At 33.5% G+C, this 23,615-nt stretch carries 20 protein-coding genes and 1 pseudogene; 4 read left to right on the top strand and 17 right to left on the bottom strand.

What is annotated here, in order from left to right; genetic code table 11:
• Positions 1 to 184, top strand: a pseudogene (locus E4T68_RS09515) (IS30 family transposase); the annotation flags it as partial.
• A 141-nt stretch (positions 185 to 325) separates the two neighbouring features.
• Here E4T68_RS09515 and polA read toward each other — a convergent pair.
• The 5 genes from polA to pepA form a co-directional block, all read right to left on the bottom strand.
• Positions 326 to 2,935 (bottom strand): DNA polymerase I, encoded by a 2,610-nt coding sequence (polA, locus tag E4T68_RS01955; RefSeq protein WP_135123598.1) that lies wholly within the window; start codon positions 2,933 to 2,935, stop codon positions 326 to 328.
• Positions 2,936 to 3,158: 223 nt separating this feature from the next.
• Positions 3,159 to 4,493: a UDP-N-acetylmuramate--L-alanine ligase gene (gene murC, locus E4T68_RS01950; RefSeq protein WP_135123597.1), complete on the bottom strand. Its 1,335-nt coding sequence runs from the start codon at positions 4,491 to 4,493 to the stop codon at positions 3,159 to 3,161.
• Positions 4,494 to 4,508: 15 nt separating this feature from the next.
• On the bottom strand, positions 4,509 to 4,973 hold the full coding sequence (locus E4T68_RS01945; RefSeq protein WP_135123596.1) for a hypothetical protein: 465 nt from the start codon (positions 4,971 to 4,973) through the stop codon (positions 4,509 to 4,511).
• Positions 4,974 to 4,983: 10 nt separating this feature from the next.
• On the bottom strand, positions 4,984 to 5,586 hold the full coding sequence (ytpR, locus tag E4T68_RS01940; RefSeq protein WP_135123595.1) for a YtpR family tRNA-binding protein: 603 nt from the start codon (positions 5,584 to 5,586) through the stop codon (positions 4,984 to 4,986).
• Between the two features lie 9 nt (positions 5,587 to 5,595).
• Positions 5,596 to 6,672: a glutamyl aminopeptidase gene (gene pepA / locus E4T68_RS01935; RefSeq protein WP_135123593.1), complete on the bottom strand. Its 1,077-nt coding sequence runs from the start codon at positions 6,670 to 6,672 to the stop codon at positions 5,596 to 5,598.
• A gap of 260 nt (positions 6,673 to 6,932) precedes the next feature.
• Here pepA and E4T68_RS01930 point away from each other — a divergent pair, with 260 nt between their 5' ends.
• The 3 genes from E4T68_RS01930 to E4T68_RS01920 are packed head-to-tail and all read left to right on the top strand — an operon-like array spanning position 6,933 to position 8,750.
• Positions 6,933 to 7,364, top strand: a complete 432-nt coding sequence (locus E4T68_RS01930) for a GNAT family N-acetyltransferase (RefSeq protein ID WP_135123591.1) — start codon at positions 6,933 to 6,935, stop codon at positions 7,362 to 7,364.
• The gene (locus E4T68_RS01925; RefSeq protein WP_135123589.1) at positions 7,361 to 8,203 is read left to right on the top strand and encodes a pyridoxamine kinase; all 843 of its coding nucleotides are present in this window, start codon (positions 7,361 to 7,363) and stop codon (positions 8,201 to 8,203) included. Before E4T68_RS01930 ends, E4T68_RS01925 begins: the two co-directional genes overlap by 4 nt.
• A complete protein-coding gene (locus E4T68_RS01920) occupies positions 8,190 to 8,750 on the top strand; it encodes an ECF transporter S component (protein ID WP_135123587.1) in 561 nt (186 codons plus the stop codon). Before E4T68_RS01925 ends, E4T68_RS01920 begins: the two co-directional genes overlap by 14 nt.
• 22 nt (positions 8,751 to 8,772) lie before the next feature.
• Here the strand turns inward: E4T68_RS01920 and E4T68_RS01915 are convergent, their stop codons facing one another.
• From E4T68_RS01915 to E4T68_RS01860, 12 genes are all read right to left on the bottom strand, one after another.
• Positions 8,773 to 9,258, bottom strand: coding sequence for a dihydrofolate reductase (locus E4T68_RS01915; RefSeq protein ID WP_135123585.1), 486 nt, complete (start codon positions 9,256 to 9,258; stop codon positions 8,773 to 8,775).
• 28 nt (positions 9,259 to 9,286) lie between these two features.
• The gene (gene udk, locus E4T68_RS01910) at positions 9,287 to 9,913 is read right to left on the bottom strand and encodes a uridine kinase (RefSeq protein WP_135123583.1); all 627 of its coding nucleotides are present in this window, start codon (positions 9,911 to 9,913) and stop codon (positions 9,287 to 9,289) included.
• Between the two features lie 32 nt (positions 9,914 to 9,945).
• Entirely contained in the window at positions 9,946 to 11,079 is a 1,134-nt protein-coding gene (gene mltG, locus E4T68_RS01905; RefSeq protein WP_135123581.1) for an endolytic transglycosylase MltG, read from the bottom strand.
• A gap of 30 nt (positions 11,080 to 11,109) precedes the next feature.
• A complete protein-coding gene (locus E4T68_RS01900) occupies positions 11,110 to 12,228 on the bottom strand; it encodes a cysteine desulfurase family protein (protein WP_135123579.1) in 1,119 nt (372 codons plus the stop codon).
• 1 nt (position 12,229) lies between these two features.
• A complete protein-coding gene (locus E4T68_RS01895; protein WP_135123577.1) occupies positions 12,230 to 12,706 on the bottom strand; it encodes a hypothetical protein in 477 nt (158 codons plus the stop codon).
• Between the two features lie 246 nt (positions 12,707 to 12,952).
• Complete coding sequence (gene gshAB, locus E4T68_RS01890; protein WP_135123575.1) at positions 12,953 to 15,205, bottom strand: bifunctional glutamate--cysteine ligase GshA/glutathione synthetase GshB; 2,253 nt, start codon at positions 15,203 to 15,205, stop codon at positions 12,953 to 12,955.
• Positions 15,202 to 16,236: a DNA polymerase III subunit delta gene (gene holA, locus E4T68_RS01885; protein ID WP_135123573.1), complete on the bottom strand. Its 1,035-nt coding sequence runs from the start codon at positions 16,234 to 16,236 to the stop codon at positions 15,202 to 15,204. The genes gshAB and holA overlap by 4 nt, the downstream gene beginning before the upstream one ends.
• A gap of 471 nt (positions 16,237 to 16,707) precedes the next feature.
• The gene (locus tag E4T68_RS01880) at positions 16,708 to 17,622 is read right to left on the bottom strand and encodes a nucleoside hydrolase (RefSeq protein WP_135123571.1); all 915 of its coding nucleotides are present in this window, start codon (positions 17,620 to 17,622) and stop codon (positions 16,708 to 16,710) included.
• Between the two features lie 263 nt (positions 17,623 to 17,885).
• Entirely contained in the window at positions 17,886 to 18,764 is an 879-nt protein-coding gene (locus E4T68_RS01875; protein WP_135123569.1) for a ribokinase, read from the bottom strand.
• A gap of 46 nt (positions 18,765 to 18,810) precedes the next feature.
• Positions 18,811 to 20,607, bottom strand: coding sequence for an oligoendopeptidase F (gene pepF, locus E4T68_RS01870; protein ID WP_135123568.1), 1,797 nt, complete (start codon positions 20,605 to 20,607; stop codon positions 18,811 to 18,813).
• A 126-nt stretch (positions 20,608 to 20,733) separates the two neighbouring features.
• On the bottom strand, positions 20,734 to 21,021 hold the full coding sequence (locus E4T68_RS01865; RefSeq protein ID WP_135123566.1) for a metalloregulator ArsR/SmtB family transcription factor: 288 nt from the start codon (positions 21,019 to 21,021) through the stop codon (positions 20,734 to 20,736).
• Positions 21,022 to 21,066: 45 nt separating this feature from the next.
• Positions 21,067 to 23,160: a heavy metal translocating P-type ATPase gene (locus E4T68_RS01860; RefSeq protein WP_135123564.1), complete on the bottom strand. Its 2,094-nt coding sequence runs from the start codon at positions 23,158 to 23,160 to the stop codon at positions 21,067 to 21,069.
• Between the last annotated feature and the right edge of the window lie 455 nt (positions 23,161 to 23,615).

Here is a 23,615-nt window from a genome sequence, read left to right as displayed (position 1 = left end):
ACGAGGGACTAATGAAAATCACAATGGTTTAATTCGAGAATTTTTACCAAAGGGAAAATCATTTAATTTAGTACCTATTCAAATGATAACAACTATACAAAATGCGTTAAATAATAGACCTAGACGTATACTAGACTATGATACACCTCATACTATGTTTAATCGTTTGTGTGCAACGACATAAACTATAACAGAATAGGTGTAACCGTAAAGGCTCGCTACGCTAATACCTTGACCGTTACACCTATTCCATTACAAAACAACTATGTCGCACACAGACATAGACTGTGACTTTAGTATTTTTCATGTACTGTTGCACTTGGCTTTACAATTCGAGTGTTTTTCCGATTTGACAATCTACTTTTAATGGTACAGATAGAGAAACTGCATTTTCCATAACAGAACTCACAAGCTCTTTCATAATATCTACTTCGTGTGGTGGAACCTCAAAAATTAGTTCATCATGTACTTGTAATAACATGCGTGAAGATAGACCTTTTTCTTTTAATAATTTGCTCATTTTGACCATGGCAATTTTTATAATATCTGCAGCACTCCCCTGAATTGGTGTATTCATTGCTGTACGCTCTGCAAAAGAACGAATATTGAAATTACTTGATGTTAAGTCAGGTAAATAGCGTCTACGATTGAACAATGTTTCAACATATCCTTGTGATTTAGCATGATTAACAATATTTTCCATATATTGTTTAATATTAGGATATTTATCAAAATATGTGTCTATAAATTGTTGCGCTTCTTTACGTGAAATGTTCAAATTTTGTGACAAACCATAGTCACTAATGCCATAAACAATACCAAAGTTAACAGCTTTTGCTTGACGCCGCATATCAGAATTTACTTCCTGTTTTGACACGCCAAACACACGCATAGCTGTGCTTGTATGAATATCTTCTTGTTGAACAAACGCCAATTTCATGTGCTCATCTTGAGAAATATGAGCCAAAACACGTAATTCAATTTGTGAATAATCCGCAGAAAGCATTAGCCAATCCTCTTGACTTGGCACAAACGCTTGTCGTATGCGTCGCCCTTCTTCCATACGAATAGGAATATTTTGTAAATTAGGATCTGTTGAGCTTAATCGTCCAGTTTGTGTTAACGTTTGAACATAGCGTGTATGAATTTTTTGATCTGTGGCAATAAATTTAGATAATCCCTCTACATACGTTGAATTTAATTTTGTTAGCTGTCTATAGTCTAAAATCTTTTCAACTATTGGTACATCTATTAGCTTTTCTAAAACTTCTACAGCTGTTGAATAACCTGTTTTTGTCTTTTTCCCCTTAGGTAATCCTAGCTTTTCAAATAAAATAGACCCTAACTGTTTTGGTGAGCTAATATTAAATGCTTCTCCAGCTAAATGATGAATTTCTTTTTCTAGCACATGTATTCTTTCTGCCAGTTCAACGCCCATATTTTGCAACGTATCTTCTTTAACGTGGACACCGACTATCTCCATATTGCCTAACACATCAGCCAAAGGTAACTCCATATCATAATATAATTCATCTAGACATTGGCTTGTTAATTTTTCTTTTAAAATCGGTGTAATATTAGAAAGTGCTCGTACTTTTTGAGCAATATGTTGGGCAATGACTTTCTGCTCTGGAATAGAGAGTTTGGCCCCTTTTCCATAAACAGTTTCATCGCTTTGAACATTGCTCACACCATATTCAGTAACAAGCATTGATAAGTCTGTATAATGATTATTCACGTTAATAATATATGACGCTAGTAGCACATCAAACATTATGCCTTTTATATCTATACCGTAGCGAGATAGCATCACTTTTATGCGTTTAGAGTCATATACTATTTTTGCCACCTGCTCATTTTCTAACCATTCTTTTAGTACTGACGAGTGATAAGCACTTTCCCAATTGGTAACGTAAATATGTTGTTGATTAGTCCAAGCGATTGCTAAAGGCGTTCCAGTATGGTAATTCTCTTCTAACAATTCAACATGTAAAACACTCTCCTTCCCTAACATTTCTGAAGTAATCGTATCTACATAATGATATTGCTCTAAAACAATTTCTTTTTCTTGGGAAACATCAATCTGTTTTAAAAATTGATTAAATTCCATCTGTACATAAAATTCTTTTAGCTGCTCCATTTGCTTTCCTTGATATAAGGTATCTTTTACATTTAAAGCAATTGGTGCATCTTGATTAATTGTTGCCAACGTTTTACTTAAAAAAGCCATCTCTTTATCATTAACTAAATTTTCTTTCAACTTCCCTTTTTGCATGTCAATATGTTCGTATACACCCTCAATACTCCCAAACTCTTGAATTAATTTTAAGGCTGTTTTTTCTCCTACCTTAGTTACTCCGGGATAATTATCTGATGAATCTCCCATCAATCCTTTTACATCAATAATTTGACGTGGTGTAATATGCATATCTTCTTGGATACTCTCTATCGTATAAGACTTCACTTCATTCCCTTTTTGTGTAATGTCAACACGTACATGTGAACTGACAAGCTGTATCATATCCTTATCTCCAGATAAAATGACAACATCTATATCTTCTGTTTCCGCCTGCTTAGCTAATGTTCCAATAATATCATCTGCCTCATAATTAGCTAATTCATAATGTTTAATACCTAAAGCATCTAGCATAACTGGAAAATAAGGCCATTGTTCCGCTAATTCTTCAGGCATTTTAGCACGTCCACCTTTATATTCTGCAAACAGTTCCGTTCTAAACGTCGTTTTCCCAGCATCAAACGCTACTAAAACATATTCCGCACATTCTCTTTTTAACATTGCATCAAGCATTGTATGAAAAGCATATAGCGCATTCGTGTGAAACCCTTTTTTCGTTTTAAATTTATCTAACTGGTTTAATCCATAAAATGCTCTAAATGCTAAACTACTCCCATCAATTAATAGTAACTTCGGCATGGCATCCTCCTTATATCTTATCTCATAACTATAGCATATCATAAATATCTGCTATTATTTTTTCCTGCACCCCACAGAACATTTTATATCTCCTAAAAAATAATGGAGAGTATTTACTCCATTTTATTATTACAGTTAACTAGAACAATCATTCAGATTATACATGCTTTAATAAGCATACATTTATAAAAGGACGAAAGAAATACTCTTTCGCCATATCATCTTATTGTTTATTTAACTGCAATTCCCCTAGTAAATTGACATATTGTTGAGAAATTGTGTAAACATCATCTCCAGCACCCATAAAAGCAATAACTGCATCATGATAATTCAATAATTTTGATAGATTTTTGCTATCTAAAATATTCACTTCTTTTGTAATTTTATCAGCTAAATCTTGAATAGTAATATTCCCCTCTTTTTCTCTTGCTGATGCAAAAATTTCACATAAATAGACTGTGTCCGCAACAGATAGGACTTCTGCAAATTCTTCTAGTAAAGCGACCGTACGTGTAAAAGTGTGTGGTTGAAAAACAACAACAACCTCTTTTTCAGGATATTTTTGATGAATAGCATCTAAAGTTGCAAAAATTTCTGAAGGATGATGTGCATAATCATCAATAACTGTAATATCGCCTACTGTTTTTTCAGAAAAACGACGTTTTACACCTGAAAATGTACGAATGGCATCAGCCACTTCTTCAGCACTAAATCCTTCTAAATAACATATCGAAATGACTGCCAAAGTATTCAATACGTTATGCTGCCCATAAACTGGCACATAAAACGTTCCGTACAATGTTCCATTCACATACGCATCAAAAGTTGCTCCTTGTGTATCTCTTTGAATATGTTTGGCAACCATGTGATTATCATCTGAAAACCCATAATAAAACACATCTTTAACCTGCGATAAGCGTTTTAAATACTTATCCTCACCGCACGCCACAACTGTTTTTTGAACTTGTGTTGCAAAAGTTTCAAAAGCATTATACACATCTTCAATATGGTGATAATAATCTGGATGATCAAAATCAACATTAGTCATGATGGCATAATCTGGACTATAAGCATGAAAATGTCTACGATACTCACAGGCTTCTAGTACAAAATAATTTGCATTTTCGTGTCCAAAACCTGTCCCATCTCCAATTAAATAACTGGTCGGTTTTAATTTTTTCAACACATGTGACAACAATCCTGTAGTCGTTGTTTTTCCATGAGATCCCGTTACAGCAATACTCGTATAATTTTTGATAAGTTCTCCTAAAAAATTATGGTATCGAATAATTTCAGCTCCTGCTTTTTTAGCTGCAACTAATTCAACATGCTCATCAGAATAGGCATTTCCTGCAATAACAATATGATTTTCAGTTAATGTTGCTTCATTGAAATCATACAACGGAATATGTGCATCTTCCAATCCTTTTTGTGTAAAAAAGTAATCAGGTTTATCACTTCCCTGCACACGTTCTCCCTTTCCGTGCAAAATAAGTGCCAAGGCACTCATTCCAGAACCTTTAATGCCTGTAAAATGATATATTTTATTTGTATTCATATAAATTTCACTCTCTTATTTAGACTTATTAAAATAGCGATTTGGAGAAATTTCTTTTTCTAAAATTCCGTTCATAGATTGATTTAATCCTCGCTTAGTTGGTTTAACATGTGTTGTCTTTTCTTCAACTGAGGTCGACATAATTTTTAAATTTTCATGTAAAACACATTGATTTTCATCAAATAGCAACACGTCATTGTCGCTCCAACGTAATCTTTCTTTTATAGTATGATAATCAACCTGTTCAAGACGATTTACTTGTAATGAAGGTGGCAATATTTTGGGTATAAAAGGTTTTCTAGGGTTTTGTTCTAAAGATGCCAACTCTTTTTCTTGATAAACTCGTCTTTTTTGTTCATGGTAATCATGTGTTGTGGTCTTTAATGAGGCAATAACAGATACACTAGGTAATGATTCCTGTTTTTGTCTTTTATACTGTTGATTTGCCTCGCTCATCAAATAGTTAGGAAATTCTTTCATCATTTATCTCCTACTGAAAAAAAGATTGCCCAACTTGACCTTGTTCCAACACTAAAATACCTTTTTGACTTGGATAATTTTCTAAAGCCAATTCTTTTGCTGAACATAACATTCCACAACTTTCTACTCCACGCAATTCTCCTGGCCAAATAATAAGTCCGCTTGGCATAACTGCACCAATCTTAGCAACAACAACTAGCTGACCTTGATTCACATTTGCTGCACCACAAACAATTTGGAGAGGTTTGTCTTCTCCAATTGACACTTGTGTAATATGCAAATGATCAGAATCTGGATGCTCTATGCATGAATCAACATGTCCTATAACAAATTTTGGTGAATTATCTACTGTAATAGGCATGAATCCTGACTCTTGCAATAACCGATTAACTACATCTACTTGTTCACAACTTAATGTCACAAATCCTGTTTTATCTAAATGAAGATGCTCAGAAATATGAAAAATATTATAAGCTAATGTTTCTTGTGTTTGTTTATCATAAATACGTGTAATCTGTCCATGGCTTTGTGTTTCCACACTATGATTTGTTTCTTTTGCTAACAATAGTAACGTATCGCCAACATGTTCTTTATTGTAAAAAGCTAAAAACATAATTTTCTCCTAATTCATTGATTTAATGGTATTCAATGTACTACTATCCAAGGCTTTTATCACTTGAATGAGTAACTCTCTAGCAGCTTCATAATCTTCAATAGAAAACAAAGTCTGATGTGTATGAATATAACGCGCCACAACGCCAATAACTGCACTTGGCACACCGTAATGACTCTGATGTGCAGCACCTGCATCTGTTCCACCTTTAGACACAAAATATTGGTACGGAATATGGTGTGTATGAGCAATATCTAATAAAAATTCACGCATACCTCGTAATAAAATAAAACTTGGATCTTGCAAGCGCAATAATGTTCCTTTTCCTAAATGCCCAAAAGTCCCATTTGTCGTTACTGTATCATCTGCTGCTGAACAATCTACAGCAAAAAATACGTCCGGTTTAAATTTTGTTGTTGATCCTTTTGCACCACGCAATCCTACTTCTTCTTGCACATTAGCTCCAGCAATCAACGTATTAGGCAATTTCGTATTCTGTAACGTTTCCAAGGCATCTAAAACAACTGTACAACCATATCTATTATCCCATGCTTTAGATATAATACGTTTTCCATTAGCCGTTAAAATAGTATCTACTAATGGTACAATCGTATCTCCTGGTCTAACACCAAAAGTTTCTGCTTCCTCTTTTGATTCAAATCCAGCATCAAATAAAATGCTATCCACAGATACCTGAGATTGTCCATTTGTTCCACGTAATAAATGTGGTGGAATTGATGAGGATACACATGGATAATCGCCTTTTGAAGTTTGCAAAGTAAAGCGTTGTGCAGAAATAACATAAGGGTTCCATCCCCCTAACGAAATGACTTTAAAAAGTCCTCTATCAGTGATTTGAGAAACCATAAAGCCTACTTCATCCATGTGTGCAGCAACCATCACTTTTGGTGCCTGTTTATCTTGATGTTCTCTAATTCCAAAGACACCACCTAAACCATCTTGCTCAATTCTGTCTACCAAAGGTGTCATTTTTTCAATCATATATTGTCTAACATTGTGTTCAAAGCCACTTGTACTTTGTAACTCCGTTAATTCTTTAATCCGTTTAAACATTTTAGTTTCCATAAGTTATCCCTCATACTTCATATTTTATCTTAACTATTCTATCACATTTTATATATTAAAAAAAGCACATCACTTTCAAAATATTCTAGTTTCATTTATTGTAAATTTTTATTATAATAGATGTAATTATGAAAAGCACATTGTCAAACTAAAAATGCTTTAAATAAGATAATGTTTTCACCATTTACCAGATAAGCATAACCTTATAAGCAAACTTATCTTCAATGGGAATAAAAACAATAAAAAAAGCGAGGTGTTTTATGAATTTTAAATGGACTACACACTTACAGTCGCCTATTTATCATGACTCTCTTTCCATTAGAGAAGCCGTTTTTATTAAGGAGCAACACGTTCATCCAGATTTAGAAATTGACGCATTAGAAGATAAATGCCATTACGTTGTTGTGTATGACCAACATCAAGCAATTGGTACTGCACGTTTATACTTTAAAAGTGAAACTATAGGCAAAGTACAACGTGTTGCCATTTTAGCATCACACCGAGGAAAAAACATTGGACATCAGCTTTTACGTGAAATAGAACGCTACGCTTCTGCTTTACAGTTAACTTGTTTAACTTTAGGGGCGCAAAATCATGCCATTCCATTTTACGAAAAATTGGGGTACCACATTGTTGGAGAAGAATATGAAGAAGCCAATATTTTACATCACGATATGGAGAAAACATTATGAGACTACCGTCACTTTTACTCATTAATGACTTATCCGGATTTGGCAAAGTTGCTATTTCAGCCAGTTTACCATTATTATCTAGCTGTCAAATTGAAACAAGTTTATTGCCTAGTGTTCTTTTATCTACACATACGGCTTTTCCAAACCCTTACCGTTGCACTTTGCAACATGATATGAGTGCTATACTCAAGCATTGGGAAACATTAAACTTATCATTTGATGCTATTTTAACCGGCTATTTTAATGATGATGCACAAATTGACTATCTATTAAGTCATCTTCCAAAACATCAGTTGCTCATTGTTGATCCTGTTATGGCTGATAATGGACATTTATACCGTGGTTTTTCAAATGAGTATCCTATGCACATGGCTCGTCTATGCCAAAAAGCCGACATTATCATGCCGAATTTAACAGAAGCCTGTTTATTAGCTAATAGAAATTACTTATCTACCTATACATACGAAGACATTCAACACCTTCTTGAAACACTTCATACACAGTTACACGTAGATACCATTATTATTACAGGAATTTCTTTTGACAAGCAATCAATTGGAGCAATGTTTTTACATCAAGGAGAGTGTCACTACTGTTCGTCCTCATATATTCCACATCACTTTTTTGGTAGCGGCGATATGTTTAGTGCGCTCATTGCAGCTTTTACGTTGCATCATATACCTTTACCTCAAGGAGTCCAAATGGCTCTGGATTTTATTGTAGCTTGTCTACACGACACATGCGCGTCAAATCGTGAGATAACGCACGGTATTATTTTTGAGAAACAGCTTCATCAATTACATCATCTTATAAAGGGGAATTATTATGACACCAAATAAAACTAGACAATTAATTTATACTGCACTTTTTGCTGCCATCATTTTTTTAGGCACTTCATTTTTTAAAATTCCAGTCCCACCTGCAATAGTACACCTTGGAAATGCATTAGTTGTGATTAGTTTTTTAGCATTAGGCACCACTTATGGTATGATTTCAGCTTGTGTTGGCTTTTTTATCTTTGATTTATTAAACAATTACATCACTTCTGTACATTTTACTTTATTAGAGTCTATTATTGTTATCTTGACATTACATGTATTTTATACACATGTGCAGCACAAAGATACATTAAAAAACATTGCCACTTTAGGTGTGCTTGCTGGAATTGTTAAAATCATTGTTATTTTTACCCGTAAACTGATTACCAATTATTTGATTGTTGGAAATTCTACAGCATTCGGATTAGCACTTAGCTCAATGACTAATACATTTATTACCTCTGCAGTAACAGCTATTTTTGTACCAATTCTATACTTTGCTTTGAAAAAATATTTACCTATCCTATTTACATTGCAAATTCACGATAAAAACAAAGAAAGGGACTGAAAAACAGTCCTTTTCTTTGTTTTTATGTAAGTCTTTCAAAAATATAAAACGTATGTGCATATTTATTTTTATCGTCTAACTCGCCTTGCTCCTCATACACTTTTTTAAATCGGGTGTAATCAATCTTTGCCATATACGCATCACCGTCAAATGTATGATGGATTTTAGTTTGATATAATTTGTCAACGTATGGCATAAATAAATCAAATATTTGCGAGCCGCCAATCACATACACGTCTGTGTTTTTAGCTAAAGTTACAATTTCTTGAATATTATCGCATATTATTGCACCATTTCCGTCATAATGCTTATCTTGAGTCATCACAATCGTTTGTCGTTTAGGCAACAGACGTTTCCCCATACCATCAAACGTTTTTCTTCCCATAACGATAGTATGCCCTGTTGTCACTTGTTTAAAAAATTTTAAATCATTTGGCAAATGCCAGGGCAATACATTTTGTTTACCAATCAAACCGCGGCTATCTTCTGCCCATACAAAAGCAATCATTCTTATCCCTACTTTCCATTATACGCACTTAACAATCTAAAATTTTGGCAATTTTGGTAACAATTAAATCTAAGGCGACTTGATTATTTCCACCTTCTGGAATAATAATATCTGCCAATCTCTTAGTCGGTTCAATAAATTGATGATACATTGGTTTTACTTGTGTCAAATATTGCGTAATAATAGAATCCAAACTACGTCCTCTTTCTTCCATATCACGTTTAATCCGACGAATAATGCGAATATCATCATCTGTATCTACATAAATTTTAATATCCATAAGTTCTCTTAACTTTGGATCATCTAATACAAATAATCCCTCTAAAATGACTACATCTTTAGGCAATTGCTTAATCACTTCTGCACTACGTGTATGTTGAACATAATCATATACTGGTTTTTGAATTTCTTGACCTGCAATAAGTTTTTTCAGATCATTAACAAGTAAATCTCCATCAAAAGCTAAAGGATGATCATAATTCGTTTTCACACGTTCTTCAAATGTTAAATGACTTTGATCTTTATAATACGCATCTTGTTCTAATAATAAAATAGATAAACCAGGAAAAGCTTCAACAATGCGGCGACTAACAGACGTTTTGCCACTTCCAGAGCCTCCTGTCACACCGATAACAATAGGTTTTTTTACCACAATATTCTCCTTATCTGTTGAGTTTTCACTCAGTATTAATTTTCTTTGTTGTTAACATATTTTTCCACTAACTCTTGATGTTCTTCATACGTTTTTGAATAATACACCTGTCCTGTTTTTGTATCTGCAACAAAGTATAAATAATCATGTGATTCTGGATTTAAAGTTGCCATAATAGCTTGTTCACTAGGTGAATTAAAAGGTCCTGGCCCATATCCTGTATGCTTATACAAGTTATACGGTGAATCGACTTCCAAATCTGACAATGTAACAAGTTCTTTATGTTGTCCTAAAGCATACAAAATACTAATATCTGATTGTAAAGGCATATTATTAGATAAACGGTTATTGAAAACACCTACAATTTTTTTACGATCTTCCATTGTTACGCCTTCTTTTTCTGCTAGAGAGGCAATCGTTAACACTTGGTGTACACTAAGACCTTTATCTTTAATTTGTGCGATATACGGTTGTATGACAACTGCCGATTTTTCAACCATACTTTGAATAATATCTTTTAATGTGTCCCCTTCATAATAATTATATGTTGCTGGGAATAAATACCCCTCTAAAGCATATTTTAGTTGAGATGTCTGGCTCATGCTTGTCAATAAATCTGGATATTTTGCAACAAGTTCTTTAACAAAGGCTTCATTTTTAACCATATCTAAAAATTCGTCTTTTGTAAATGGTGTTTTATCAGCTACATTTTGAGCAATATCAGTAATTTGCTCACCTTCTCTAACTAAAATTGTTGCCACAATAGCTTTGTTAGCACCACCTTCTTTAATTATTCCAATCATTTCATCTAAAGTCATTGAAGGAGAAAATGAGTAATGGCCTGCTTGAAGTAATCCAACATCTTTCGTTTTTAAATATAAATTAAACAATGTTGCACTACGAATTAATTTCATATTTTCTAATTTAGCTGCCAACTCGCTTAGAGTCATGCCTTGTTCCACTTGGACATCTACAGTTTGTTTATCTTTTATATTATACGGTTGTAAATTATAATGAATATGTTGATAAACACTAACACCAACAACCATTAAAATACACAATACAATCGTCACAATAATCCATGTAATTCTTTTAGCTATGCCGTTCTCACGTTCTTGTCTTCGCTTTTTCATCTCGAATTGTTTTGTTATATTATTTTTATCGCTCATATTACCACCTAATATTATATTTTCGCTCTATTATATCGCAATCACTTTCAATATTTCAACTAATGTTTCGATATCTTTTTCTGTATTATATTCAGAAAAAGATAATCTAATAGATTCGATAGCTCTATTTGGCGTACTTGGATACATGCATTGCAAAACAGGACTAGCTTTCAAACTTCCTGCCGAACAGGCTGAACCAGCCGAAACCATAACATGCTTTAAATCAAGTTGAATAAGCAATTTACTACTTGGAATGTGCTTAAACCAAATATTTATAATTTTTGATGATTTTTTGGACGTATCTTCTAATCCATTGAGTTCATAATCTAGTTTTGAGGCATGTAATAGGCTCAAAAATTTATGTTGTAAATGGTTAAAATGCTCTCTTCTTTTGCTTACATTCATCATCTCGACTGCTTTAGCAAATCCAACGATATTATGTAAATTTTCAGTCCCGGATCGTTGGGTTTGCTCCTGTCCACCACCTAAAATAAATGGCTTAAACGGCGTGTTATCACGTATATATAAAAAGCCAATCCCTTTTGGTCCATGGATTTTATGTGCGGATACGCTCATCATATCAATCGGTAATTGTGTCATATCAAAATGAAGTGTTCCGTATGCTTGAACAGCATCTGTATGATAAAATACATGATGACGATGTAGTATTTCAGCGATTTGTTCAATTGGCTGGATACTCCCCACTTCATTATTTACTGCCATAATGGTTGCAAAACTTGTTTCAGATGTAATAGCATGCTCCAAATCATCTAATGAGATGATACCATGCTCATCAACTGGCAAGTAAGTTACTGAAAAGCCTTTAGTTTCTAAATCTTTCAACACCTTCATTACAGAAGGATGCTCAATACACGTGCTTATAATATGTCTTTTTTCCTGTGCATAAGCTAAGCTATATAAAGCGGTATTATTTGATTCTGTTCCACAGCTTGTAAATATAATTTCACTATCTTTTGCTCCGATAGAATGTGCAATCATTCGCCGTGCTTCATTTAATTTTTGTTTTGCTTGTCTGCCTAATTGATAAACACTTGACGGATTACCATAAACATTTATCAAGACATCTTGCATTTCAGCAATCACTTCCGGAAATGGCTGAGTTGTTGCAGCATTATCTAAATAAATCATACTATTCTCCTAACGTGATAATCTCTTTCATCATCTCAATTTGTTGCACTCTATACGCATATTCTTCTTGATATAAGGTGTCATTTGACAACGTTTTTTCTGCTATATATAGCATTTGCCTAGCTTTATCAAAATCTAATGCACTATACATATAATATAATGCTCCAATCACACTATATTCCCCACTCATCTTAACGTGCTCCAGATCTTTGAATATATGTCTGGCTAAATCTAAATCGCCACGATAAATCATAGCTTCTAAAATTATCCATTGCATTCTATACCTTATGTTAGCATTACTGATATAATCGGCTTGGGTATAATCAATATGTGCATACTCACCTTGTAAAAGATTTTGAACAAACACTAACAACCTTTCTTCTCCGTAAGTTGTTGCACGATGAGTTGTTATAGATTGTCTACTTGGTCTTATGCGTTTGAATAATTTAGTCAATATTGTATATTTCGGTAAAATCATGGTTCTCCTCTGTACTCTATCTAATTAGGTTCGTAACTAAGCATGCACTATAATCCCAACTTTTGTTCATGATATTTTCCAACCATGCTATTGTAGCAAACACTTAATTCATCATTTTTGTGTGTTCCATACTGTTAATTGGTAAACCTTACCCTTATTTTTATGGCTTCACTCTGCTTTTACTATCATCATTTACTTATGACTTTTTTATATTCTGCCTAGATAACGACGCTAAATTTTTCTGACTTACTCATGCATATCAATTTCTGGAAATAGCATGTGGAGAACATCTCTTGTTAAACGTCTTGATTTTCCCATAGACGGATAAATATGCATCATCATCATTGGATTAAAGTTGGCTTCAATAACACCATACGTTTGATTATTTTCATAAGCAGAAACATGAATATCTGGGATAATCAAATCTACGCCGCAAATTTTTGCATGCATAGCTTGTGCAATATCACGTGCAATTTTCTTATAGCTCTCATGAACATAATCTGTCATATCAATAGAATCTCCACCTGTACTAATATTGGAATTTTCACGTAAAAATACAATATCATCCTTAACAACCACACTATCTTTCGTATAGCCTTGCTGTTTTAGCTGCAACAGTTCAATATCACCTAGTTGTATTTTTTTCAAAGGTGTTCTCACACCATCTCCTCTTAGAGCATGTTTATTTTTCTGTTCAACTAATTCCTCGATAGTATGCACTCCATCTCCCACAACATTGGCTGGCACACGTAACAAAACAGCTTTTGTACGATTCCCTAAAACAAAGAAACGATATTCTGTTCCCTCAATAAACTCTTCTATCATCACTTCACTATCTTCTGCTAAGGCAATAGACACTGCTTTTAAAAAGTCCTCTTCTTGCTCTACTCCTTGTTTAAAAATTGTTATGCCTAATCCAAAATTAGTTGTTTTAGGTTTAACTACAATAGGTTTACAAACAATACGTGGATATACCCGTTTAGCGTCCTGTATACTCCAACACGATACACTTTCTGGAACTCTAAAACCTGCGTCTTTTAGCACTTTTTTAGTGACCACTTTATTTGCCATCATTAAAGGCGAAATATAACTATCTTTACTTGTCATATTTCCATTCTTCACATATTCAATATGGTCTTTATAACTAAGTTTAACAAATTGATCACTTTCATCTAACACATCAACAGAAATTCCATATTGAATGGCATCAAATAAAAAGGCTTGTGTAGATAATTCCATTTTATCGAATGCTCTTAATCCATAAACATGCTCCACATGTTCTTTTTTATACCGTTTCGCAAGAGCCATCCCAATTTTTGTCATGCTCTGCTCTTTTTGATACAAACTCCATAATTGACCACCCACAGTTTTTTCAGGTTGGTGTAATTGCTCTCCTTTTTCTGTAATAAGTACAATATCTTCTTGTGGAAGCTGACACTGTTTTGCCATATCCAACATTTGAGCAATTAACCACTCTCCTTCGTTATCGTTGCTTCGTTCTAGTGGATGTGCTAAAGCAATTTTCTCGCTTTTTTGTTTACCTAATGCAATAGAACAACTAGCATCTTCCTCATCAATCCACACTAACATTAATAAAAAGAGATGAATAAATCGCATATCTTGTTCACTTATACCATAAGGTGCAAATGGATTCAAATCAAACACACGAAATTCCATATATTGCACACCTTTATCAATAAGTTCTCTAGCTGTTTTAGCCCCTCTAAAACGGACACTTGAATAAAATTCTTTTTCAGCAATAAGTTCTTTTGTAGCTACCAAATGCTCCAATGTTTGTGCATAGTGCTCCAAAGAATCAAACGGCACATGAATATGTTCTTTATTCACATATCCATATCGACTGGCACGAATACTTCGAACTGGGTGATCTAATGCGTCATATCCTGTGAAATACTTTGCATCAGCCACTGGAGAAGCACCATATAAATACACTAACAACCATTGATACCTTACGAATTGACGTGCCATTTTCAAATAAATAGTATTCCGTGTTAATTTACCTTGTGTAAGATGTTCTATTGTTTGAATAAATTCTGATGACAAACCAAAATTATAGTGAATGCCAGAAACCATTTGCTTGAATTTTCCATACTTTTTAGATAAATATTCCCGATATGATGTGTCATTAGCATTCAATTGTGCTTCTATAATATCCTTTTCCTCTGGAAAAATACATGGCATACTCATTGGCCAAATGTATTCTTGTTCAGGTATTTTTTGAAAAGCAACTTCGTGAATTGCTTGTAAATATTGGTAAGTTAGTGCTTCTGTTTCTTTTGCTGGACTGACTAATTCAAGTTGGCTTTCTGCAAAGTCTGTTTGAATATAAGGGTGATATTGCCGATCACCAAAAACTTTTGGATGAGGACTTTTAGCAATATGCCCTTGCTTTAATACACGTTGTCCCTCACGTTCAATCCCTATAGTACCTTGTAAAAACAAAGCCTCTAAATTATGTTTCAAAATATCATTTTTCATGTATTTTCTCCTGTTTTCATCATCTTTAATAGTGCCAATTCAACAATAACATGCTTATCCGAATTCACGGTTTTAAGACTGTAATCTGCTTGTGCTAAAATGTGATACATCTGTATTAAGGTATCTTGGCGATAGTTCCCTTTTTTCAATTGTTCTATGGCTAGTTTTATACGGTAAGGGTGCTGCTTCAACAATTGTGCCATATCACTTTGCTGATACCCTTTTTGTATCAAAATATGCACGTCTAAAAATAAACGTACCTGCCCTATTAAAAGTGCCAATAATTTAATAGGTTCCTCTTTTTGTAATACTAGCTCTCTATAAATAGCCAAGGCTTTATCCACTTGCCTTTGCTGAACAGTTTCAAGTAATATGAACACATTTGTTTCCAAAGTTTTACTAACAAATTGCAAAACATCTTGCCTATCAATTTTCTTCTCTTTTTGCTTAAAAATACATAGTTTCTCTAGTTCATTCATCACTATTGCTAGTTGATAATGCGTCATTTCTAAAAGTAATTTAACTGTCTGTCTATCTATCGAAAACTCACTATTACGAATGTAATTTTGAACAAATTGAATAACTTCTTGCTCATTCAATGCATTAGCGTCCACAACAACTGCTAATTTTTTTAACGATTTTACGATTTTTTTACGATTGTCTAGGTTGGCATAAGGTGCCATAATAACTAAGACAGTATCTTGATTAGGGGATTGAATATATTCTTCCAACAAATTCATATTTTGTTCAATAGCTCCCTTTGGCTTTTCCGTTGTCAAAAAGTAAGCATTATCTAATACAATTAACTTTTTATCTCCTAAAAAAGATATACTTTCCGCATCTTCCATAGCAAAAGCTAAAGATTCCTCATGCAAATTGTATACTGAAATGTTTAATTCTCGTTCTTCTTCCGGAATAACATAGGATAAAAATGTTTGTTTTATCATCTTTATTAAATAATCATCATTTCCTTGAACGAGATATACGGGTTGTGTTTCTCCTTTACGAATAGCTTCTAATACGTCTTGCACACACCTAACTCCTAATCTAAATTATTAGTTTTATTATATCACATTCTAATCTGAATAAATCCTTCAATGCTTATCAAAAAATCTTTTTACACTATAACTTTACTATTTCTATATTGTGCTATGTCAGAAAAATTAAGTCCAATACATAAATAGGTTTAAATTTATACACTCCTTAACATCTTGTCATACGCATTCATGCACGAAAAATAAAACATGAACACTTTGAATATGTGATGCATATAGTAAATTTTTCTAAATAAATAACTGCATAACGCCCTATTTTTAATACTGTTTGTAACAATATGAATAAATCGTGCGGATGAAATCTTTTGATTCATCCACACGATTTATTGTACGCTCTTTTTCAACTAAATGTATATAACCATAACAAATCTGCATTATCTTAGACATCGCTATTTAGCTATTATTTTTCTAAATAAAAATATATCATAATCTATACCTAGTAGAGTATCAAACATGTGACATATATGCCACACTATCTATAATCCACTCAATAAATTTAGGAGCATCAATAGTTGTACATACTTTAATGTACTGGCTCTTTTGTGTAAAATCCACCAGTGTAGCACCTGATGTATAAGTTCCACATAATTCAACATCTACACTAGCCTCAAGGCATGTATACCATTCAGGGTGCAAAATATACCCAATAGCCGTACTGTCATATACTTCAACCCCTTTATCAAAATATTCTCCTTGATAATGCTTGAATAATGCCGAGAGCATTTTCCCTACACCATTTATGTTACCTAGACGTTCTAAAACCTCTTTTTCCATAATAGCTTGATTGCCAATTTCTAATCCAATCATTACTTTTTTTACGGGAGCACTATACACTATTTTAGTTGCTTCTGGATCAAAACCACTATTAAATTCCGTATAAACACCGTAATTACCTCTGTTAATAGCACCCCCCATAATGACAATTTCATCAATGTAATGAACACTATCCGGATACATACGCAACAATAATGCAATATTTGTCAGTGGACCTATAGCTAAAACCGTTGTTTTTTGTCTTTTCATTAATTCTTGATACATTGCATTCACAGCATGAGTATCAATTAAACATTCTGTAGCTTGTTTATCATAAGAAAATCCTGCTAGCCCAGTTTCACCATGGAATTGCGAGGCATCTTCAGATACTCTTAATAGTGGCTGACTTGCACCTTTTGCTACTTTAACGTGTTTTTTGAAAAAAGATAACAGACGTAACGTATTTGTTGTTACATTTTCCAATCCAACATTACCTGCTACGGTTGTAATCAATGGAACATCAATCTCTTGACTAAATAGTGCTAAGGCAATCGCCATTGCATCATCAATTCCTGGATCTGTGTCGATAATTACTGTTTTCTTGATCATTTACTTTTTCCTTTACATTCTATTTTTTAATAAATTCTATCAAATTTGTTACCTAAACATATTGATTAATGCTTTATACCCTTTCAATACTATAGTTGCCACACTAGCCTACCATTTTTACAAGATAATAGAACGAAATCTCTCAGATTACTCCTATAATACTACACCCTTACTCTTCACCATTTTTTGTACAAATGTAGTTTAAAAAATTTTCATAGTGTCACTATATACACTAATGCATTTAGTTGTAATACTGGCATATTTTACTCTATCTCTTGTTGATATTTTTCCAAAACGTGTTGATGTGTGGGCATACCAGCTTGGGCATTAGCGTGTTCTGTTGATAAACTTGCTGCAATTACAGCATAAGAGCATGCTTGTTTAAGAGTATAACCTTGCGTTAAATAATGTGCTAAAGCACCGTTAAATGTATCTCCTGCTCCTGTTGTATCCACAACATGTACTTGTGGCGCTTCAATTTGACATACTTGTTGTGCCTCTGCATCAAAATAAGATACTCCTTGTTTTCCCATTGTTAAAATTAGTTTTTCTTTTGGTATAGTTATCCCACTTTTACATAATGCCTCATATTCCGTTTCATTAGGTGTCAAATAAGTAATATGCTCCACCCAAGACTCAGGAAACACTCTAAACGGTGCTGGATTTAAAATAACTGGAATACTATATTGACTAGCCAGTTGCAAAACATACTCAATAACATCATCTCTCACTTCAAATTGCATCACAATATATTGACTTTGTATAATATGTTGTGCATGCTTTTCAACATGCTCCACAGATAATAATCCATTGGCCCCTTGAGTTACAATAATGGCATTGTCTTTTTGTGCTAACATCACAACAGCCGTTCCTGTTGCAACATCTTCGAGACAACAAATGCCTGCAATATCTATTCCTTCACGTTTTAGCTTATGAATATAATCTTTGCCATAGACATCATTACCCACTGCTCCAATAAAACGCACATCTCCATTTAAACGTGATATAGCTACAGCTTGATTGCCTCCTTTTCCACCATACGAATAAAAGAATTGCTGACTTAAAAGCGTTTCTCCTTGCTTTGGGAAATGGCTCAATGTGACATTTAAATCTATATTTAAACTTCCAACAACTGTAATCATAACTATCCTTTCTAGTGAAAAAGGTACTCCAAAGAGCACCTTTTTATTAAGCTAATAATGTTTCTAACTCATTTAAACGTTCTTCAAAAACAGACAATGCTTCTTCAAGATAAGTTGCTTGTGTCATATCAACACCTGCTTCTTTCATTACATTGATTGGATAATCGCTAATACCTGCTTTTAGGAAACCGAAATAACGATTAACTGCACTTTGTCCCTCTGTTAAAATACGTTTAGCTAATGCAGAAGCTGCTGAAAATCCTGTTGAATATTGGAACACATAATAATTATAATAGAAATGCGGAATACGTGCCCATTCTAAAGAAATATACTCATCTGCTGGAATACCATAATATTTCTCATTCAATTTTCCATAAGATTCTGATAAGAAATCTTGTGTCAACGGTTGTCCTTTAGCATCTTGTTCATACATAAAATGTTCAAATTCAGCAAATTGTGTTTGACGGAATACTGTTCCTTTCACACCATCTAAGTAATGGTTAATAATATAGGCACGAACAGTTGGATCTTTTTCTGTTTGCAACAAATATTCAGTCAATAAGTTTTCATTTGTTGTTGAGGCAATTTCAGCCAAGAAAATTGGATAACTTCCGTATTGGTAAGGTTGTGCTTGATGCGTGAAGTAACTATGTAAACTATGCCCTAATTCATGCACTAATGTATATAATTGATTAACTGAATCTCTCCAGTTCATTAATACATACGGTGCTGTATCATAATTTCCTGATGAATAAGCACCTGTACGTTTACCCTCATTTTCTTCCCAGTCAATCCATCTTTCATCAAACGCACGTTTTAATAAAGCGACATATTCGTCCCCTAATGGTGCTAATGCTTTTAATGTAATCTCTTGAGCAGATTCTTTTGTAAATGAAATTGGTGCTTCACCTACGATTGGTGTATACATATCGAACATGCGTAACTCATCTAATTTCAATACTTTTTTACGCAGTGCTAAATATCTGTGGAATAAAGGCAATTTCTCATTTACCACATTCACTAATGTATCATACACTTCCTCTGGCACAAAATTTTCTGATAAGGCTTGATGACGTGCTGAGTTATATCCTCGCACTTTTGCCGTATAATTATGAGATTTTATCGTTGAACTTAGTGTAGAAGCCAATGTGTTTTTAACCGTTCCAAATGATGTATACATCACTTCATAAGCCTCTTGTCTTGCCTGGCGGTTTGTGCTTTCTACTAATTGAGAATACAAACCATTCGTTAAACGTTGTCTTTCTCCGTCTAAGTTTGTCACTTCACCATGTTTTAAGTCCGCATTCATTAACTGACTAGCTGTTTTTTCTGAAGCGCTCATAACATCTGCTGCCCCTGCTAGCAATTCTTCCTCTTTGTCAGATAATACATACGCACGTTTACTTGTTAAACGCTCAAAATAATGTTTGTAGTCTTTTAACTGTTCATGTGAGTTAATATAGTTATCTAATGTATCTTGTGGAATACTTAAAATTTCAGGAGTTACAAATGCAAGAGTTGCCTCTAACTGAACATAAAGATTTATTGTTTTCGCCATCATTGTTTGATACGTGCCATTTGCCGTATCTTGATCTGATTTCAAATGGGCATAGATATACGCTGTACCTATCTCACGCATAACCTCTTCCATTTGTTTAATGCTTTGATATAATTTGTCGGCACTTTCTCCTAAAGTTCCTCTTAAAGTAACTAATTCTGACATTTTTGCAGAAACACTCTCTAAAGCGGCTTGATGTTGCTCGTCACTTTCAAAAATTTTTGTTAAATCCCAAGTTAATTCTTCTGGTACGTCACTACGTTTTAATTGTTTTGTCATAAACATCCTCCAATTCTCATATAAAAAAATTATAGCACATTATATTGATGACTCAAAATATAATGTGCTTTATTTTAATAGATAACACTTAAAATTAACCAAAATTACTAAGAAAATTTATAACGATTAATTTCATTCAGAAATATGTTGCATTGAAATTGCAATGACGTCTTTCACATGCAAATCGTCTAAAGAATAAAAAATGTATTTTCCCTCTTTTCTTGATTTGATTAACTTGTGTAATCGTAATAATTTAAGTTGATGTGATATTGCCGACACGCTTAATCCGATATGTTCAGCAATTTCATTCACACTTAATTCCCCATCAAATAATTGAAGTAAAATATTTAATCGTGTCTGATCACCAAGTGCTTTAAATAGTCCAGATAATACTGTTAACTCTTCATTTGTATATGTCATCACTTTACTCCTTTTCACATTTACCCTTATTTTATAATACATCCATTAAAATACGCTATTTTTTATAGGGATAAGTAAACGTAATCCATTTAAAATAACTAATAGTGTGCTGCCCTCATGGCCAATAACACTAAAGGCAATACTAGATATATTAAACACGTTCATTATCACTAGACTGGCTACAACCAACATAGAAAAGACAATATTTTGCCACACAATACGATTTAAGCGTCTAGCAATTTTATGCAAATAAACTAATTTGCTCAAATCATTATGCATCAATACTGCATCAGATACATCAATAGCAATATCTGTTCCATCTCCCATTGCTATACCTACATCAGCACTAACTAGAGCAGGAGCATCATTCACTCCGTCACCAACCATGGCTATTTTCCCAATTTTTGCTTGTTTTATACTTATTAACTTAGCTTTATCTTCAGGCATTACATTTGCCAGAACCTCTTTAACACCTAGTTGCTTGGCGATTGATTGCCCTGTTGTTTTCGTATCCCCAGTAATCATGATTGTTTGAATATTTCTTCGATTAAAATATGCAATAACCCGTTTACTTGCTTTACTTGGAAGATCCATCATCGCAATTAAACCAATAATTTGACTATTTTTAGAAAAATACACAACTGTCTGTCCACTTAATTCCCACTCTTTTGCTTTCTTCTCGACCTCATCAGAGATAACATCATGTAACAATCGTTTTCCAATACGGTATTCTTGCTGTTCAACTACTGTAACCAAACCTTCTCCAATACGATTATCTACACTTACACTTTGTCCTTGCTCATGAGAAAAATGTCTTAAAATAGCTTTAGCTAACGGATGATTGGCTTGTTTTTCCATACCAACAATAAGTGGAATAAATTGTTTCCCCTCTTGAGTAAAATACGTATTTGTAACAACCGGCATTCCTTTAGTCAGCGTTCCTGTCTTATCAAAGGCGATTGCTTTTAATTCAGCAACATCAGATAAATAACTCCCACCTTTTAATAATACACCTCTTTTTGCTAAATTAGACAGAGCAGATAAGGTGGCCGGAATTGCACTAGCTGCCAGAGCACACGGGGAAAGTGCCACCAACATAATGAGTGATTTATAACTACTTTCTTTAATCCCTAATATCACACTGGCTCCAATGAAAAACACCACAACAAAAATTAATGCCCACTTCACATAAATTGGCTCAAACTGCTTAATTTTAGCTGCTGTTTTAGTTGTATTATTTTGTGCTTGTTTTACTAACTGAATAATTTTAGCAAACACAGTATCCTCAGCAGTTTTTGTCACATTCATTTTAAATGATCCCTGCTCATTAATTGTGGAGGCAAATACCTCATCTCCAATACTCTTTTCTTTCGGTACACTCTCACCATTAATAGACGCTTCATTAATGTATCCATTTCCTTCAATAATAACTCCATCAATTGCAATTTGATCTCCATTTAAAACTTGCAATGTATCGCCCATTTTAACTTGCTTAACATCTACCAATGCAACACTATCGTCTTGGAGAATAAGACGTGCTTGTGTTGGCTTCATTGCAAGTAATGCACTCATTTCCTGACGAGATTTATTTTCAGCATACTCTTCTAAAAAATGTGCCCCTGCAAAAATCAAAATAAGTAGTGCTGCTTCTTCAAATTCTCCAATACCAATAGATCCAATAGCTGCTAAAGTCATTAATAAGTGTGTATTTGGTGTAAATTTTTTGGATAACATACTTTGAGATACGCTTAATCCAATACCCTCTTGAATAACATGATACCCACCAAATACTGTTGAAAATAAATACAAAGCGTTTTGCAGCATCTCAGGCAATGGCACAAATTTTGCAACACTATAACTTAAAACAGATACCATATAAAGCAAAATGGTTACTTTTGCATTATGATGATGGTGATTATGATTGCATCCCTTCCCATGATGCACATGCTTCTTATAGTGTTCTCTCTCTTCATTTTCTCCGTGCTTTCCTTGGTGTCTGTATTCTACACGTTGCACATGTTTTTCATAGTCATTGCCATCTTCACATTGTCCGTGCTTTCCCTGGTAACTGCTCTCTCCTTGTTTAACGTGTTGTCTATGTAAATTGCACTTTTCCCGTAGTTTCTGTATTAGTGTCATATAAACTCCCTCTCTTTTTAACATTTGAACAATTGTTCAATTATTGAAGATATTGTATCATGCTATTCATTACCCTGTCAATAAAAATTTTTATCTCTCTAGTGGACTGTTATTTCAAGTTTGCAAAACGCGATTAACCTCATTATAATGTGAAAACTATCTCACGTTATATACATGCTAATATTATTGACTCATAAATTAACATGACATGTTAAAATACCACTAACCATATCTCGTAATGCATTGCTTTATTTCAGTTTTATCATACACATATCTGCTATAGAGAGACTCGATACTAAAAATAGCTATTCTATTTATCACAAATAATATAAACATAGTGTTCCCTTTTTGATATGATCAATCTTATAGCTTTACTATTTTATATAGTTCTCATATTAATAAAAAACATTTCACTCCTCTACACAAATCCCTCCCTAAAACAATTAAAATGGCTT

Source organism: Granulicatella sp. WM01, from assembly GCF_004570605.1.
GTDB lineage: Bacteria > Bacillota > Bacilli > Lactobacillales > Aerococcaceae > WM01.
This window is presented reverse-complemented; position numbering and strand designations above follow the sequence as displayed.